The 16078-nt window shown below is 75.5% G+C and carries 16 protein-coding genes and 1 pseudogene; 12 read left to right on the forward strand and 5 right to left on the reverse strand.

The window, feature by feature from the left end; genetic code table 11:
• Positions 1-55 precede the first annotated feature (55 nt).
• Genes C5N14_RS32005 through C5N14_RS06215 form a run of 4 tightly spaced genes read right to left on the reverse strand, consistent with a single transcriptional unit; the run spans position 56 to position 6805 of the window.
• Complete coding sequence (locus tag C5N14_RS32005) at positions 56-3466, reverse strand: tetratricopeptide repeat protein (protein WP_165878039.1); 3411 nt, start codon at positions 3464-3466, stop codon at positions 56-58.
• Positions 3466-4476, reverse strand: a complete 1011-nt coding sequence (locus tag C5N14_RS06205; protein WP_117666339.1) for a MoxR family ATPase — start codon at positions 4474-4476, stop codon at positions 3466-3468. Before C5N14_RS06205 ends, C5N14_RS32005 begins: the two co-directional genes overlap by 1 nt.
• Positions 4477-4512: 36 nt before the next feature.
• On the reverse strand, positions 4513-6447 hold the full coding sequence (locus tag C5N14_RS06210) for a trypsin-like peptidase domain-containing protein (protein ID WP_117666341.1): 1935 nt from the start codon (positions 6445-6447) through the stop codon (positions 4513-4515).
• Between the two features lie 13 nt (positions 6448-6460).
• The gene (locus C5N14_RS06215) at positions 6461-6805 is read right to left on the reverse strand and encodes a CU044_2847 family protein (protein WP_117666342.1); all 345 of its coding nucleotides are present in this window, start codon (positions 6803-6805) and stop codon (positions 6461-6463) included.
• Positions 6806-6946: 141 nt separating this feature from the next.
• Here C5N14_RS06215 and C5N14_RS06220 point away from each other — a divergent pair, with 141 nt between their 5' ends.
• The 11 genes and pseudogenes from C5N14_RS06220 to C5N14_RS06270 all read left to right on the forward strand — a co-directional run bounded on the left by C5N14_RS06220 (position 6947) and on the right by C5N14_RS06270 (position 13874).
• Positions 6947-7594: a DUF402 domain-containing protein gene (locus tag C5N14_RS06220; RefSeq protein ID WP_117666344.1), complete on the forward strand. Its 648-nt coding sequence runs from the start codon at positions 6947-6949 to the stop codon at positions 7592-7594.
• Between the two features lie 273 nt (positions 7595-7867).
• Positions 7868-8320 (forward strand): 30S ribosomal protein S16, encoded by a 453-nt coding sequence (rpsP, locus tag C5N14_RS06225; RefSeq protein WP_117666346.1) that lies wholly within the window; start codon positions 7868-7870, stop codon positions 8318-8320.
• A gap of 1 nt (position 8321) precedes the next feature.
• Positions 8322-8555 (forward strand): RNA-binding protein, encoded by a 234-nt coding sequence (locus tag C5N14_RS06230; protein WP_013732101.1) that lies wholly within the window; start codon positions 8322-8324, stop codon positions 8553-8555.
• Positions 8556-8557: 2 nt separating this feature from the next.
• Positions 8558-9112, forward strand: a complete 555-nt coding sequence (gene rimM / locus C5N14_RS06235) for a ribosome maturation factor RimM (RefSeq protein WP_207892637.1) — start codon at positions 8558-8560, stop codon at positions 9110-9112.
• Between the two features lie 19 nt (positions 9113-9131).
• On the forward strand, positions 9132-9935 hold the full coding sequence (gene trmD, locus C5N14_RS06240) for a tRNA (guanosine(37)-N1)-methyltransferase TrmD (RefSeq protein WP_117666349.1): 804 nt from the start codon (positions 9132-9134) through the stop codon (positions 9933-9935).
• Between the two features lie 141 nt (positions 9936-10076).
• Positions 10077-10433 (forward strand): 50S ribosomal protein L19, encoded by a 357-nt coding sequence (gene rplS, locus C5N14_RS06245; protein WP_117666351.1) that lies wholly within the window; start codon positions 10077-10079, stop codon positions 10431-10433.
• A gap of 196 nt (positions 10434-10629) precedes the next feature.
• Positions 10630-11498: pseudogene (lepB, locus tag C5N14_RS06250) on the forward strand (signal peptidase I).
• 9 nt (positions 11499-11507) lie between these two features.
• Positions 11508-12143 carry a signal peptidase I gene (lepB, locus tag C5N14_RS06255; RefSeq protein WP_117666355.1) on the forward strand — a complete coding sequence of 212 codons (636 nt, stop codon included), beginning with the start codon at positions 11508-11510 and terminating at the stop codon, positions 12141-12143.
• Between the two features lie 71 nt (positions 12144-12214).
• A complete protein-coding gene (locus tag C5N14_RS06260) occupies positions 12215-12748 on the forward strand; it encodes an NUDIX hydrolase (RefSeq protein ID WP_117666939.1) in 534 nt (177 codons plus the stop codon).
• Complete coding sequence (locus tag C5N14_RS06265; protein ID WP_117666937.1) at positions 12742-13554, forward strand: ribonuclease HII; 813 nt, start codon at positions 12742-12744, stop codon at positions 13552-13554. Before C5N14_RS06260 ends, C5N14_RS06265 begins: the two co-directional genes overlap by 7 nt.
• Entirely contained in the window at positions 13551-13874 is a 324-nt protein-coding gene (locus C5N14_RS06270; RefSeq protein ID WP_007075222.1) for a DUF2469 domain-containing protein, read from the forward strand. The genes C5N14_RS06265 and C5N14_RS06270 overlap by 4 nt, the downstream gene beginning before the upstream one ends.
• 43 nt (positions 13875-13917) lie before the next feature.
• Here C5N14_RS06270 and C5N14_RS06275 read toward each other — a convergent pair whose 3' ends face one another.
• Entirely contained in the window at positions 13918-15024 is a 1107-nt protein-coding gene (locus C5N14_RS06275; RefSeq protein WP_117666357.1) for a sulfite oxidase, read from the reverse strand.
• A 260-nt stretch (positions 15025-15284) separates the two neighbouring features.
• Here C5N14_RS06275 and C5N14_RS06280 point away from each other — a divergent pair, with 260 nt between their 5' ends.
• The gene (locus tag C5N14_RS06280; RefSeq protein WP_371685809.1) at positions 15285-15974 is read left to right on the forward strand and encodes a murein hydrolase activator EnvC; all 690 of its coding nucleotides are present in this window, start codon (positions 15285-15287) and stop codon (positions 15972-15974) included.
• Positions 15975-16078: the final 104 nt, after the last annotated feature.

The raw sequence follows: 16078 nt of genomic DNA on the forward strand, positions 1-16078 counted from the left end.
CTGCGCCGACCACGCCGCTCGGGCGCCCCGCCCCGCCGACTGCCCGGGCCCCGAGCTACCCGTCCCCGGCCAGCCGGTCCAGCAGCCGCCGGGTCGCCGCCGGGTCCGCGTCGTCCGCGCCGAGCGAGCGGATCTGCCCGGCCAGCACGTCACGCAGCTCACGACCGGCCCCGCCGGGGTCGCCGAGGCCGGCCAGCGCCTCGGCCGCCGCGGACCGGACGGCCAGGGTGCGGCGGTGCCCGGGGCCGAGCCGCTGGGTGAGGATGTCGGCCACCGCCCGCAGCTCCTCCCGGGCCTCGGCGAACCGCTCCGCCGCCAGCAGCGCCCGGCCGAACGCGACCCGCACGTCGACGGTGGGGTCGCCGTCCGGGCCGTGCCGGCGGCCGTGCAACTCCACCGCCCGGCGGTAGACCGCCACCGCGGCGGACCGCTCGCGCAGCGCGAGCAGCACCTCCGCCAGCAGGCGGACCCGGTCGGGCAGCCGGGGGTCGTCGGCGGGCGTGACGTCGACCGCCCGGGTGAGGGACTGCCGGGCGGCGTCCAGGTCGGCCCGGGAGCCGAACCGGTCGGCCCGGGCCCGCAGCGCGTCGCCGAGGTCGGCCAGCCGCCGGCCGAGCTGTGCGCCGGAGGTCGGGGACGTCCGCACGGCCTCCTCGTACCGGGCGCACGCCTCCTGGATGTCGCCCGCGTCACCGCCCGCGTCGTACCGCAGGCGCAGGGCGTCGCCCAGCGCGGCGAGGTGGTGGTGCCGGTCCGGGTGGAAGCCGGGCACCGCGTCGAGCAGCCGGCGGGCGGCGTCGACCAGCGCGTCGAGGTCGCCGTCCCGACGGTCCCGGTCGACGCGCAGGCGCAGCACCCGGCCGAGGGTGGCCAGGCACTCGACGTGCGTCACGTCGTCCCGGCCGCCGGCCGCCACGGCGGCCCGTGCCGCCTCCACCGCCGCGTCCAGCTCGGCGGGGTCACCGGTGGCGACGGACAGCTCGCCCCGCGCCTCGGCGAGGCCGCGCAGGACCCGGGCGTCGCCGTCCGGCCCGGAACGCTCGGCGGCCTCGACGTACAGGGCCGCGGCGCGGCGCAGCAGGTCCGGCTCGCCGGTCTCCCGGGCGGCGCGGCGCAGCAGGTCCGCCAGGCGTACCCGACGACTGTGCCGCCCCGCCGTGGCCGGGGCGTCGCCGCTGACCGCGTCCGCCCGGGTCAGGGCGGTCGTGTCCCCGGTCAGCGCGTACCGGCGCAGCAGCGCGTCGACGGCCCGCAGCCGCAGGTCGTCCCCGCCCGGCCCGGGGGCCGTTCCGGCCGCCGCGAGGTAGAGCTCGACCGCCTCGTCGAGGTCGGGCACCGTGCCGAGCCGGTCGGCCCGGACCACCAGCGCGCGGGCCAGCCCGACGGTGCCGCGCCACCACTGCGAGCGCGGGCCGTCGGGCGCGGCGAGGGCGCTGCGGAACAGGGCCACGGCCTCGTTCAGGTCGGCCGTGGCGCCGCGCTCGGTGCACAGCGACAGCCGGACCTCGGCGAGGTCGAGCACCGCGTCGGGGTCGTCCGGCTCCGTGCCGCCGCCGGCCCGCCCCCGCACCTGCTCCAGGATCGACGCCGCCTCGACCAGGTCGGCGACGTCCCCGGTGAGCTGGAACCGGGCGCGCAACGCGTGGGCGAGACGGGTCAGGCCGGCGCGGTCCGGGCCGCCGGCCGTCGCCTGCCGTAACGCCCGGATGGTCGCGTCGAGCCCGTCGAGATCCTGCGCGTCCACGGGCGGGTCGGCGCCGGACGGGGCCGGCTCCGTCGTCACCCGGGGGTCCGGGTGGTGGCCGTTGGCCGGGGACGGCAGGCGGGCGTCCTGCTCCCGCTGCTCGACGAACTCGATCAGCTCCCGGTGCCGGCCGCCGAGCCGGGTCAGCACCGTGGCCGGGAGGCGGCCGAAGGACTCACCGAGCCCCGCGTCGCCGGCCACCCCGGCCGGGGCGCTCAGCGCCGCCGCGAACTCCCGCATGCTGATCCCCATCTGGCGGGCCAGGAACCGGGCGATCTCGTGCCGCAGGTGCAGCAGGTCGGTGTGCAGCAGCAGGTCCCGCAGCATCGGCCGGATGCCCTGGTGGAAGTCGAACCGCAGGTCGCCCGCCGGGTCGGGCTGCCGGACGAGCAGCCCGCCGAGGAGCACCTCCGCCAGGTGCGCCGGATGGGCCGGCACCGCCGACGCCTGCTGCACCAGGCGCATGATCGGCAGCGTCACCGGAAGGTCCGCGAGCTGGGTGGCCAGCCGCAGCGCCTCCGGGCTGGCGGTGGCCAGGAACCGGCTCAGCCGCCGGGCCGCCTCGTCCTGCGGGGGGCCGTCGACCGGCTCGGCGGGGGCCGGCGGCCCGGGCTGCGGCGGCAGCGTGACCACCGCGTCGATCGTGCCGGCGCCGGTGCCGGTGAGCCGTGCCCAGCCGGCCAGCCAGTCCGGCTGGATCTGCAACACCGGCACCGGGACGAGCCCGCGCAGGCCGGCGCCGGGCCGCCACTGCCGGGGTACGAACCGGAGCCGGCGGTTGGCGCTGTCGCCCTCGGTCGCGGTGAGCCGGCCGCGCACCGGCACCAGGCCGCTGCGCCGCCACATCCGCTGCGGCAACGGTTGCAGGATCGCCACGGTCTCGTGCCGGGCCCAGGTCTGCAGGGTGCGGAACATCGAGCCGTCGTGCCACTGCGGCCCGGCGCAGTCGCTGACCACGAGGATGAGCTGGCGCCCCCGCGGGTCGAGCAGTTCCCGCGTCGAGTGGCCGGGCCCGCCGGGCCCGTCGGCCGGGCCGATGGTGAGCCGGGGCTCGGCCCCGGACGGCAGCCGCACCCGCCGGACGTGCCGGAACGCCCCCAGCCGGGTCAACGCCAACTCCAGGTCGGCCACCAGCGGACGCCAGACGGCCATCGACGCCCCGGTGTCCACGGCGAGGGTCAGATCGAACCACGGCTGCGACGTCGGGCGCAGGACCGGCACCCACAGTCCCTGCTCGACGACCCGCGTCGCGGTCGCCTCCTCGTCGAGGGCGAGCGTGTGCGGGTCGGGCACCCGGCGGCGCAGCGGACGCAGGCTCCGGGCCAGCGCCCGGGTGTCCAGGGCGGGCGGTGCCGGGGCGCGGACCGGCAGGCCCGCCCCGCCGGTGCCCGCCGTGCGTCTTGCCGGCCCGGGCACGTGCAGGCGTACCCAGCGCACCGGGTCGGACGCGCCGTCGCTGTCCGGCGTCGGCGTGGACCGGGGCCCGGTCAGGGGCGTCCGGGGCGTGGGGAGCCGGTCGGGGGCCGTCCGCTCGGGCGTCGGGTCCGCCGGTTCGGTCGGCTCGGCGTCCGCCGGGTCGGTCGACGGGACGGGCGTCCGCGCCTCGCCCGGCGGGCCGCCGCCGGGCAGGAACCGGGCCAGCCAGAGGGCGTCCGCGAGCTCCCGCGGCTGCACGTCGAGGTCGAGACCGCGCAGCGCGCCCACCAGCCGGACCGTGTTCATCAGCTGTCCGGCCCCGCGTCGAGCTGCCGCAGCACCAGGTCCGCGAGCCGCTCCCGGTCCGGCCGCCCCCCGTCGGGTGCCTGGACGGTGAGGTAGATGGCGTTGAGGAGCTGGTCGGTGGCGAGGGTGCCGCGCTCCCGCCGGGACAGGAACAGCTCGATCAGGTCGGCCGTCTCGGCCGTCGGCTCGGTCCCGAAGTGCGCGGCGACGATCGCGGCGAGCTGCTCGGCGTCCGGCTGGCCCAGGTCCAGCCGCAGGCACCGGCGGTGGAACGCGGGGGAGAACTCGCGCTCGCCGTTGCTGGTCATGATGACCAGCGGGAACGCGTGGCAGCGCACCACGCCCTGGTGCACCGCGACCAGGTCCGTGCTGCCCTCGATCGGCAACTCGACCTGCGGCTGGCTGGCGGCGATCCGTTGCAGCTCCGGGATGCGGTACTCGCCGTCCTCGAAGATGTTGAGCAGGTCGTTCGGCAGGTCCACGTCGCTCTTGTCGATCTCGTCGATCAGCAGCACCCGGGGGTGCTCGTACGGCAGTAGGGCCGTGCCGAGCGGGCCCAGGTGCAGGTAGCGGCCGATCGGGAGGTCTCCCGGCGTGCCGAGCTGGTGGTGCAGGCTGGCCTCCTGGAGCCGGCCGATCGCGTCGTAGCTGTAGAGCCCCTCGGCGCGGGTGGACCGGCTGGTGATCGGCCAGCGCAGCACCGGGCCCAAAGCCAGCTCGTGCGCCACCGCGTAGGCGAGAGTCGACTTGCCCACCCCCGGCTTGCCGGTGATCAACAGCGGGCGCCGCAGGTAGAGGGCGGCGTTCACCAGCTCCAGCTCGTCGGGGCGGGGCTGGTAGCTGACCGCGCGGTGCAGCTCACCGAGCCGTCGGCCGGCCGCGTCGTCCGGGCTCGACGGCGGCGGCACCAGGGGGGCGCCGTCGAACACCCGCCAGGGCGGGGGAGGGGGCAGCCGGAGTATCCCGGAGTGGGGACTCCCCGTGCCCCGATAGATCCACCAGTCCTGCAAGGTCTCGTCCCTCCTGTCGGCCGGCCCGCGCCGGTCTCACCACTGCGCGTCGAGCGTCGAGGGGTCCCGGTAGCGCCGGAACGGGTTGTCCCAGAGCAGGACCAGCCGGTGCCCGCAGTGGTTGTCGTCGCGGGCCGCCACCGCCGCGGCGCGTAGCTGCCGGACCTCCAGCGGCAGCGCCCCGATCGGCCGGCGGCGCAGCCGGGACTCCAGGTCGGCCAGGAACGCCGCCCCCCGGCAGGCGCCGGCGCCCCCCGGGGTGGGATGCCGGTCGCAGCCCGCCCGGCTCCACAGGGCCACCGGCGCCCCGGCCCGCACCCCGACCTCCAGCAGCGTGCGCTGGGCCGGGTCCGTGGTCGGGCCGGGCAGCAGCACGCCCGCCGGGTTGGTCGTGGTGAGGTGGGCGTAGAACCAGGTCGGATCCGTCTCGGCGCGACAGTCGACGGTGGCGAAGGACATTCCCTCCGCCGCCGCCGACAGTGCCTCCCAGCGCTCCTGCGCCTCCGGCCCGGCCGCCCCGTCCTCGCCGTCGTCGGCGATGCGCACCAGCACGGGCCGGACCAGCCCGAGCGGGGCGACGTCGTGCGGGGCGAGGACCCACTCGTCGATCGGCAGGTCGAGCAGCTCCGGCGGCAGCGTCAGCTCGATCATCACGGTGCGGCCCCAACCGAGCTGGCGGAGCCCGACGTGCAGCTCGCGGCGCACGGCGGCCTCCAACTGGGGCAGGGCCATCGGTTCGTCGTGCTGGGCCAGGCAGCGTACGTCGTCCCGGCCCCGGTAGACGGACACGGACAACAGGTAGCGCCGCTGGTCGTGGCCGGCGGGGGTGACCTCGACCAACACCGACGACGCTTCCCCCGGCGGCACCCGCTGGGCGGGGAGTCGGGCGGGCCGGTGCTGCGCGAGCTGGGCCCGCTGGCCCAGCCGGAACGCCAGGTCGTCGACCCAGTCCTGGAGCCGGCCCCGCTCGGCGACCGGGCAGCGGGGGATCAGCGCGGTGGCGAAGACGAGCAGCGGGTGCAGCTCCCCGCGCCGGGCCCGCGCGACGTCGTCGAGGGCGCGGACCACGTCGCGCCGGTCCAGCAGCGGCTGGGCCGGTGTCGGCGACCACCGGCCGCACGCCCGCTCGTAGAGCTGGTGCGCGTCGTCGGCCGCCGGCAACCGGGCCAGGATGCCGCGCAGCTTCGCCTCCTCGGCGGCCCGCAGCACCGGCAGCTTCGCCCCCGGGTCGAGCAGCTCGGCCACCTCGGGCGGCGTGCTGGCGGCGCGCCGGGCCCGTAACCGGTCCACGGCGTGGGCCCAGGAGCCGTCGGCGCCGTGGTGCCGGTCGTGGCCGCGCCACAGCTCGCGCAGCAGGGCCACGGGCAGCCCGCGCAGTTCGCCCAGAGGAACGGCCAGCCCACCGTACGGGTCGCCGGGGCTGCGGGCGGTCTTCACCACCGCGCACACCTCGCCGCTGGTGAGGTCCACGATCGGGCTGCCGGAGCTGCCCTCGGCCAGCTCGTCGTCGCGGATCCGCAGCGCCGTGGCGCCCCGGACGCCCTGCCGGCCCGCCGAGGAGAGCCAGGCCGGGGTGGGCTCGGGCGTGCCGTACGCCCCGGCGAAGCCGAAGGTGTGCAGCGGCGCGCCGTCGGGCGGCGGCTGTTCGCCGAGCCACACGCAGGGGTGCTCGGCGGGCGCGTCGGCGACCCGGAGCACCGCGAGGTCGGGCAGGGGCCAGATCGGCTGGCCGCCGGGGGAAGCGGGGGCGGCGTGCACGACCCGGGCGCTCAGCGGCCGGCCGCCCCAGCGCACCGGCAGCGTGGCGCCCTCCCGGCCGTTCACGACGTGCGCGCAGGTCAGGGCGTAGCCGGGGGCGACGAAGAAGGCCGTGCCGCCGCGGATGCCGTCGCCCCGGGGCACCTCGATCACGGTGGACCGCAGGGCCCGGCTGATCTCGTCGAATCCGTCGGTGATCAGCGGGACCCCCATGACGCGCGGCCCCTCAGCCGTTCGTGCCCGTGGGCGCCGGGCGGTCGTCGGCCGGGCCGGTCTGCCAACCCAGGGTGATCTTCAGGTTGGCCTCGGCGCCGGCCTCGGTGAGCACGCTGAGCACCCGGCCGGTCTTCGCCGACATGGTGACCCCGAACTCCACGCTGACCGAGTCGGGCCGGGCCTCGTGCAGCCCGGCCCGGACGCTGCCCGCCACCCCCCGCACCGTCTCCAGCAGGCCCTCCAGGCGGTACACCTGGTCCTCCCGCCAGCCCACGTCGGCCGGGCCGGCGGTGCCGGCGACCCGGACCCAGACCGTCTCGCCGCTGGGCAGTTCGACCCGTACGTCCTCCGACACAGGCGGTCCTTCCCTCGGTGACCCGGCGTCCATCACACCGTAGCGATTCAGCGACGGGGATCGACAGCCCGAAACGGCCGATCGGGTGTCGGAACATCGGCGCCCGCCCTCCCCGGGCGCGCCCCGGTAGGGTCGGTGCCCATGACGTTCGCGCCCGGCCGGTTGATCATGCATCGCAACGTGCGGCACGGCCGGATCGGTTGGGTCCGGGCGGGGCGGGTGGTCAGCGACGACGAGCGCGGGCTGCTCATCTTCGTCGCCCGGGACTCGCCGGTGGCCTACGAGGTCACCGAGGCCGGCCTCGGGATGCGGGCGATGCCGTTCGCCGAGTGGGTCACGTCGTCGTACCGGCTGGCGCGCGGGTCGTGGAACGGCCCGTCGGTGCTGAAGTTCCTGCCCGTCGGCGCGGCCCACTCGGTCTGGTGGTTCTCCGACGCCGACGGGCGCTTCACCAACTGGTACGTCAACCTGGAGGAGCCGGGAGTCCGCTGGGACGACGGCGCCGTGGCCGGGGTGGACATGGTCGACCAGGACCTCGACGTGGTGATCCGGCCGGACCGCAGCTGGGAGTGGAAGGACGAGGAGGAGTTCGCCGAGCGGCTGGCCCTCCCCGACGACTACTGGGTTGCCGACGAGGCCGCGGTGCGCGCCGAGGGGCTGCGGGTGATCGCCCGGGCCGAGGCCGGCGAGTTCCCGTTCGACGGGACCTGGTGCGACTTCACCCCGCCGCCCGGGTGGGAGGTGCCGGAGAAGCTGCCGGACGGCTGGGATCGCCCGCCGGTCCGGTGAGCCGTCGCCGCGACGGGCCCGGACAGTCGGACAAAGGGCGCGAAGGGCGCCATCGGGCCGGCCGGCCGGGTGACCTGGCCCGCCGGTGTGAGGGATCCGGGCCCGATCTGGCAGAATGGGTCGCTGGTATCCGGCGCGCGTCCGGCGCCCTCTAACCCGGGCGCGTCGCCAGTCCACCGAGCAGTCTCCGGCCCAACCCCACTGTGCCGGTCGGCGCTCACCCGTGCACCGCCCGTGTTGGGCCGGTGAGATCGCAACAGGAGCGAAACAACTGTGGCCGTAAAGATCCGGCTCCTGCGGATGGGCAAGATCCGCAACCCGCAGTACCGCATCGTCGTCGCCGACGCGCGCACCAAGCGTGACGGTCGCGCGATCGAGTTCGTCGGTGTGTACCAGCCGAAGGAGGACCCTTCGGTGATCGAGGTCAAGTCGGAGCGGGTCCAGTACTGGCTGTCCGTCGGCGCGCAGCCGAGCGAGGCCGTGCAGCGTCTGCTGGAGCTGACCGGTGACTGGCAGAAGTTCAAGGGCCTGCCGGCCCCGCCGCCGCTGAAGGTCGCCGCCGAGCGCGCCGACCGCAAGGCGGCGTACGAGGCCGAGGCGAAGGCCGCCGCCGGCCTGACCGACGCCCCGGCGAAGCCGGCCAGGAAGGCCGCCAAGGCCGAGGCCCCGGCCGAGGCGCCGAAGGCCGAGGAGCAGCCCGCCGCGAACGCCGGCGAGCAGGCCTGACATGGCACTGCGTCCGGCGCTCGAACACCTGGTCAAGGGCATCGTCGACCACCCGGACGACGTCCGGGTCCGGATGGTCGACTCCCGTCGGGGCAAGCGGCTGGAAGTCCGCGTGCACCCGGAGGACCTCGGCACGGTGATCGGGCGGTCCGGCCGGACCGCCAAGGCGCTGCGCCAGGTGATCGGCTCCATCGGTGGGCGCGGTGTGCGCGTCGACATCGTCGATTCGTACTGATGCTGCTCATCGTCGGCAGGATCGGCAAGCCGCACGGCATCCGCGGTGAGGTCACCGTGGAGGTGCGCACCGACGAGCCCGAGGCACGCTTCGCTCCCGGCTCGGTACTCAGTGCCGAGCCGGGCGCGGCGCCGCCGGCCAACCCCGCCCCCGGTCCCGGCGTGCAGTTCCGGGTCCCGGCCGAGCTGACCGTGGAGTCCGCCCGCTGGCACCAGGGGCGGATGCTGGTCGCCTTCGAGGGCATTCTCGAACGCGACGTCGCCGAGGCGCTGCGCGGCACCCTGCTCGGGGTGGACAGTGGCGACGTCGCCCCGCCGGAGGACCCGGAGGAGTTCCACGACCACCAGCTCGTCGGGCTCGCCGTGGTCACCCCGGGCGGCGAGCACCTCGGCGAGGTGGCCCGCATCGACCACGCGCCCGCCTCGGACCTGCTGGTGCTGCGCCGCCCCGAGGGGCGGACCGCGCTCATCCCGTTCGTCAAGGCGATCGTCCCCCAGGTGGATCTCGCCGGCGGACGCGTCGTCGTCGACCCGCCGGCCGGTCTGCTCGACCTCTAGACCGCTGGAGCACCCGCGCATGCGCGTCGACGTCGTGTCGATCTTCCCCGAGTACCTCGCCCCGCTCGACCTGTCGCTGATCGGCAAGGCCCGGGCGAACGGGACGCTGCGGCTGGCCGTGCACGACCTGCGGAGCTGGACCCACGACGTGCACCGCACCGTCGACGACACCCCCTACGGCGGCGGGCCCGGCATGGTGATGCGGCCCGAGCCGTGGGGGGACGCGCTCGACGCCCTCGCCCCGCCGGAGCTGACCCCCGACGGGCTGACCCCCGACGGGCTGGCCCGGCCCCGGCTGCTGGTGCCCTCCCCGGCCGGGGAACCGTTCACCCAGGCCATGGCGCACGAGCTGGCCACCGAGTCGCACCTGCTGTTCGCCTGCGGCCGGTACGAGGGCATCGACCAGCGGGTGCTCGACCACGCCGCCACCCGGATGCGGGTGACCGAGGTGTCGCTCGGCGACTACGTGCTCTTCGGCGGCGAGGTGGCGGTGCTGGTGATCCTGGAGGCGGTCACCCGGCTGCTGCCCGGGGTGCTCGGCAACGCCGGCTCGCTGGACGAGGAGTCGCACGCCCACGGGCTGCTGGAGGCGCCGATGTACACCAAGCCGGCGGCCTGGCGGGGGCACGAGGTGCCGGAGGTGCTCCGCTCCGGCGACCACGGACGGATCGCCCGCTGGCGGCGCGACGAGGCGTTGGTGCGTACCGTGACCCGCCGGCCCGACATGTTCGCCGCGCTCGACCCGGCGAGCCTGGACAAGCGGGACAGAGCGGCCCTGGACCGGGCCGGATTTCAGGTGCCGCCGGGGGATGTGGCAAAGTAGGGAGGTTGCCGTATCCGCCTGCGCCGTGGGCGGTTGCGAGGATTCCCGACCGGGGCCGCCCGTCGGTCGCCACCCGGGGATCAGAATCACCCATCCGCGCACCGAGTGACGGTGCGCCGTGAGCCTCACGAGGACGCAGCGATGAACATCCTGGACGCCCTTGACGCCCAGTCGAAGCGGGTCGACATTCCCGAGTTCCGCGCCGGTGACACCGTCAAGGTGCACGCGCGGGTCGTCGAGGGCAACCGTTCCCGTGTCCAGATCTTCCAGGGCGTCGTCATCCGCCGCCAGGGTGACGGCCTGCGCGAGACCTTCTCCGTCCGCAAGATCAGCTTCGGCGTGGGTGTCGAGCGGACCTACCCGGTGAACAGCCCGGCGATCGACCGGATCGAGATCGTGACCCGTGGTGCCGTCCGTCGCGCCAAGCTCTACTACCTGCGCGAGCTGCGGGGCAAGAAGGCCAAGATCAAGGAGCGTCGCGAGAAGCAGCCGAGCTGACCGTTCGCTCGCCACACCGCCTGAGCTGCGCGGATGTCGTACGGGCCAGCCCCGGTTACGCTGTTCGCACGGGCGCAGGCGGGCATCGACGCGGCGCGGCGGCAGCCGCGACCACGGATCGTCCCACTACCGCCCGCGGGGCCTCGACGAGGCTCCCGGGCGGTAGTGTCGTTTCTGCGGACCGGGGAGTGGCCAGGTGCGGACGCTTGACGAGGACGGCTCCGTCGACCCGTGGCACCGGCGCTCCCGACGCATCCGCCGGCAGATGCCGCTCTGGCAGGAACTGCCCCTGCTGCTGATCGTCGCCTTCTGCCTGGCGTTGCTGATCCGCACCTTCCTGTTCCAGGCGTTCTTCATCCCGTCCGGGTCGATGGAGGACACTCTGCTCATCGGCGACCGGGTGCTCGTCAACAAGGTCGTCTACGACGTGCGGGAGCCGCGGCGCGGCGAGGTGGTGGTCTTCCGGGGCACCGACAGGTGGGTCCCCCAGCAGACTCAGGAGCCCGAGCCCGGCATCGCCGGGAGGTTCGCCCGCACGATCGGCGACCTGGTCGGGGTCAGCCGCCCCGGCGAGAAGGACTTCATCAAGCGGGTCGTCGGCCTGCCCGGCGACCGGGTGAGGTGCTGCGATGACCAGGGCCGGGTCACCGTCAACGACATCCCGCTCGACGAGCCGTACGTGATCCAGGACTCCCCGCTGGACCTTCCGCCGAACCCCCGGGAGTGCCGGTCGCGGCGCTTCGACGAGGTGGTGGTCCCACCCGGTCAGATCTTCGTGATGGGCGACCACCGGCTGGTCTCCCAGGACGCCCGCTGCCAGGGCCCGGTGCCGATCGACAACGTCGTCGGGCGGGCGTTCATGGTGGTCTGGCCGTCCTCCCGGTGGGCGTCGCTGCCGGTGCCGGAGACCTTCGCCGGGGTCGGCAGGACCGTCACGACGGCCGGCGACTCCCCGGCCCCGGTGCGACCCACCGGATCGGGCGGTGTGCTGCTGCTCGTCCCGGTCTCGGCCGCGGCATCCGTTCTCGCGCGTTCCGGACGGCCCGGGTGGTCCCGGCGACGTAGGCTCCACCCGTGATTGACGAGCAGACCGACAAGAAGAGCGGCTCCTTCTGGAAGGAGCTGCCCATCCTCCTGGGCGTGGCGATCCTGGTCGCGGTGTTGGTGCGGGCCTTCGTGCTGCAGACCTTCTACATCCCCTCGCCGTCCATGGAGAACACCCTCCAGATCAACGATCGGGTGCTGGTCAACAAGCTGGTGTACGACTTCCGGTCACCGCACCGGGGCGAGGTGGTCGTCTTCAAGGCGCCCACCGAGTGGAGCGGCAACCCCGACGGCGAGGACTTCATCAAGCGGGTGATCGGCGTCGGCGGCGACCACGTGGTCTGCTGCGACCCGCAGGAGCGGTTGGTGATCAACGGCAGGTCGCTCGACGAGCCGTACATCTACTCGGCGAACGGCCAGCAGGACAAGCCGGCCGACCAGGAGTTCGACATCACCGTCCCGAAGGGGCGGCTGTGGGTGATGGGCGACCACCGCTCGGCCTCCGGCGACTCGCTGGAGCACTGGCAGCAGTCCGGGCAGAACATCCAGAGCGCCACCATCCCCGAGGACCAGGTGGTCGGCCGCGCCTTCACCGTGTTCTGGCCGGTCAGCCGCGCCACCTGGCTCACCGTCCCGAAGTCGTTCGACGGCGTCCCCAACCCCTGATCCGCCGCGCCGTCCCCGCCGGCTCCCGGGTGGGCGTGGGCGACCCGGGACGGGTCTGGCAGGCTGGAACGGTGACGGTCTACACCCATCGACGCGCGGCGCGCGTGCTGCTCGTCGACGCCGCCGGCCGGGTGCTGCTCCTCGCCGGCTCAGACCCGGCGCGTCCCGAGCACCGGTACTGGTTCACCCCCGGCGGCGGGCTGGAGCCGGGGGAGTCCCCGGCCGCCGGCGCGGCCCGGGAGCTGGCCGAGGAGACCGGCCTGCGGCTGGCCCCGGCCGAGCTGGGCGAGCCGGTGTGGCGGGAGACGATCCGGTTCCCGTTCGACGGCCGCCAGTACCAGCAGGAGCAGGAGTTCTTCCTGGTCCGGGTGCCGTCCTGGCAGGTGGACACCGCCGGCTTCGACGCGGTCGAGCGGGCCAGCGTCTTCGGGCACCGCTGGTGGCCGGCCGACGAACTGGCCGCCACCACCGAGCGGTACTACCCGGCCGACCTGCCGGCCCTGCTGGGCCGGGTGCTGGCCGTGTGGCCCGACGCGCCGCCCCCGCCCGCCGGGTCCGCCGGGTCCGCCGGGGGCGTCCCCACCGCCGGCGGTACGTCGTGCTGACCCCGCCGCGCACGGTGGTGCGCCGGGAGGCCGGGCTGTACGCGTTGGAGCGCGCCCTGCAACGCCGCGGCTTCCGGCACGTGGCGGGCGCCGACGAGGCCGGCCGGGGCGCCTGCGCCGGCCCGCTGGTCGCGGCGGCGGCGGTGCTGCCCGAGGGACGGCGGGGCGAGATCGACGGGCTGGCCGACTCCAAGCTGCTCACCCCGGCCAGCCGGGAGCGGGTCTACGAGCAGGTGGTCACCCGCGCCCTGGCGTACGCGGTGGTGGTGATCCCGGCCGACGAGGTGGACGCCCGGGGCCTGCACGTGTGCAACCTCGCCGCGATGCGCCGGGCGCTGGCGTCGCTGGACACCCGCCCCGACTACGTGCTGACCGACGGCTTCGGCGTCGACGGGCTGGACGTGCCGGGGCTGGCGGTCTGGAAGGGCGACCGGGTGGCCGCCTGCGTGGCGGCGGCGAGCGTGCTGGCCAAGGTCACCCGGGACCGGATCATGGTCGAGCTGGACGGAACGTTCCCCGACTACGGCTTCGCCGAGCACAAGGGCTACATCACGGCGGAGCACACCGCGGCCCTGCGGGCGCACGGACCGTGCCGGGAACACCGTTTCTCGTACGTGAACGTGGCCGCCGTGTCCGGCCTGGACGGGCGGCCCCCCAGATCCCGTCGACCGGTGGGTGCGGGTCCGAACGAGCCGATGGCGCGCTTCGGCGCGTCAGGGGGTACCGTCGGCGTGGCGTTGGGCGAGCAGCCCCGACCTCCCGCGCCGGTGGGGGAAGATGTGGTCATGGAAGGCGGAGTGCGATGAGCGCGGAAGATCTCGAGAAGTACGAGACCGAGATGGAGCTCCAGCTCTACCGGGAGTACCGCGACATCGTCCGCCAGTTCTCCTACGTCGTGGAGACGGAGCGCCGCTTCTACCTGGCCAACCAGGTGGACCTGCACGTGCGCAACTCCGACGGCGAGGTCTACTTCGAGGTCGAGATGCACGACGCCTGGGTGTGGGACATGTACCGTCCCGCCCGGTTCGTCAAGAACGTCCGGGTGATGACCTTCAAGGACGTCAACGTCGAGGAGCTGGAGAAGCCCGACATCTCCCTGCCGGCCGACTCCGGCTTCGGCGGCTGACCACCTCCGACCCGTCCCGGCCCGTCCCCGCCGGGTCCAACGCTCACTCCGCCGGCACCACGACCTCGACCCGCTGCACCATGTTGTTGGCGAAGCCGCCCCGGTTCCACGGCTGCTCCACCGGCTGGCTCCGCCCCGAGGCGTCGGTCGCCCGCGCGCCCAGCACGTGCCGCCCCGGCTCCGCCGTCCACTCGAAGCGCCACCGACGCCACGCCCACTCCCCGCCGGTGGGCTCGTCCAGCACCGCCGGCGCCCACGTCACGCCGCCGTCAATGGTCACCTCCACCGAGGTCACCGGCGCGTGCCCGGACCAGGCCCGACCGTCCACCGTGCACCGCCCCGGCCGCAGCACCCGGGCGCGGGACATGAAGTCCGGGAAGCCCGGCGGCCGGACCAGGGCACGGGGCTCGATCCGGGTCACCGGCACGCCCGGGTCGTCGGCGTCGGCGCGCAGCCGGTAGGCCACCGCGTTCTGGTAGCCGTCGAACTCGCCGGTCAGCACCGTGATCGAGCGCAGCCACTTCACGTGCGCCATCCCGTACCAGCCGGGCACGATCAACCGCAGCGGCGCGCCGTGCTGCGGCAGCAGGAGAGCACCGTTCATCTCGTACGCCAGCAGCACCTCCTCGCGCAGCGCGTCGGCGACCGGTAGCGCGCGCCGGTAGTCCTGCTCGATCCCCCGCTCGAACCCGTGGTCGGCGCCGGTGAACACCACGTCCACGGCGTCCGGGGCGAGCCCCGCCTCGCGCAGCAGCGGCGCCAGCGGGGTGCCGGCCCACTCGGCGTTGCCCACCGCCTCGACCAGCCACGGCTGGCTCACCGGCCGAGGGCGCAGCAGCGCCCGACCGTTGCCGGCGCACTCCAGCGTGACCTGGTGGGTGACCCGGGGACGCCGGCGCAACTCGGCCAGGTCGACGGTGAACGGGGTGCCCACCGCGCCGTCGACGGTCAGCGCGTGGGTCGCCGGATCGACGTCCGGGATGTCGTAGTGGATGAGCAGGTAGTGCAGCCCGGCCGGGGTCACGTCGTAGCGCAGCGCCTCCAGCGGGATACCGTGGTTACGGGCGGCGAGCTGGAGCTCCTCGGCACTGATCGCCTCGTCCGGCCCGGCGACCCGGGAGGGCCGGCTGATGTCGTCCACAGTGGCCATCACGCTCTCCCTGGTCTGCGCCGGCACCGCTGGGCGGGTCGCGGGCCGGGGTGCCGGCCGCGACGCACCGGGTCAGCATAGGGCCGGCCCCGGCCGGCCGGGCCGTAGCAGATCATCGGTCCGGGCGGGGGCTGTCCACAGCCCGCGCGGCCGTCCACAGGCCGGCGGCCGGCGGTGGCGGCGCGTCCCGGGAACCCGGCACGCTGCCGGGCATGCGGACGAAAAGCGGGGCCGGAGGCCCGGGGTGGGGCAGTGCGCTGCTGGCCGGAGCGGCGCTGGGCGCGGTCGTCCTCGCCGCCGGGCACGGGTCCGGTCCCGGGGTACCGCCGCAATCCGGTGCCGCCGGCGCGGTGGTCGTGTCCGCCGTCGGGCCTGGCCCTGTCCTGCCGGGCCCTGTTCCGTCCGGCCCTCTCCCGTCCGGGCCCGTCCCGTCCGGCCCTGTTCCGTCCGGCCCGGTTCTGTCCGACCCTGTTCTGCCCGGGTCCGGGCCGGCGGCGGGAGCGCCGGGCGCAGCGGCCCGGACGCAGCCGTCCGCGCCGGACGTGCGGTTCCGGTGGCCGCTCGACGGCGCCCCGCGACTGGCCCGCCGCTTCACGCCGCCCCCGCAGCCGTGGCTGCCCGGCCACCGGGGCGTCGACCTGGTGGCCGCGCCGGGGGCCGTGGTCCGGGCCGCCGGGCCGGGGGTGGTGCTGTTCGCCGGCCCGGTCGCGGGTCGTCCCGTGGTCACGGTCGGGCACGACGCGGGGCTGCGGACCACGTACGAGCCGGTGCGGCCGGGCGTCCGCGCCGGGGACCGGGTGACCGCCGGAACGCCGTTGGGCTGGTTGCGGCCCGGGCACGCGGGCTGTCCCGAGCCGGCCTGCCTGCACTGGGGGCTGCGCCGGGCAGAGGAGTACCTGGACCCGCTGGCCCTGCTGGGGCTCGGCCCCCTCCGCCTTCTGCCCATCTGACCGGCGTGCCTGACCGGCCCGGCCGCACGGTTCAGCCCGGTACGGCCGCACGACCGGTCGCCAGGGGCCGCCGCCCCGGCGAGCCGCCGCCCCGGGGCCCACCG

It is taken from the genome of Micromonospora sp. MW-13 (assembly GCF_003434305.1).
Taxonomy (GTDB): domain Bacteria; phylum Actinomycetota; class Actinomycetes; order Mycobacteriales; family Micromonosporaceae; genus Micromonospora.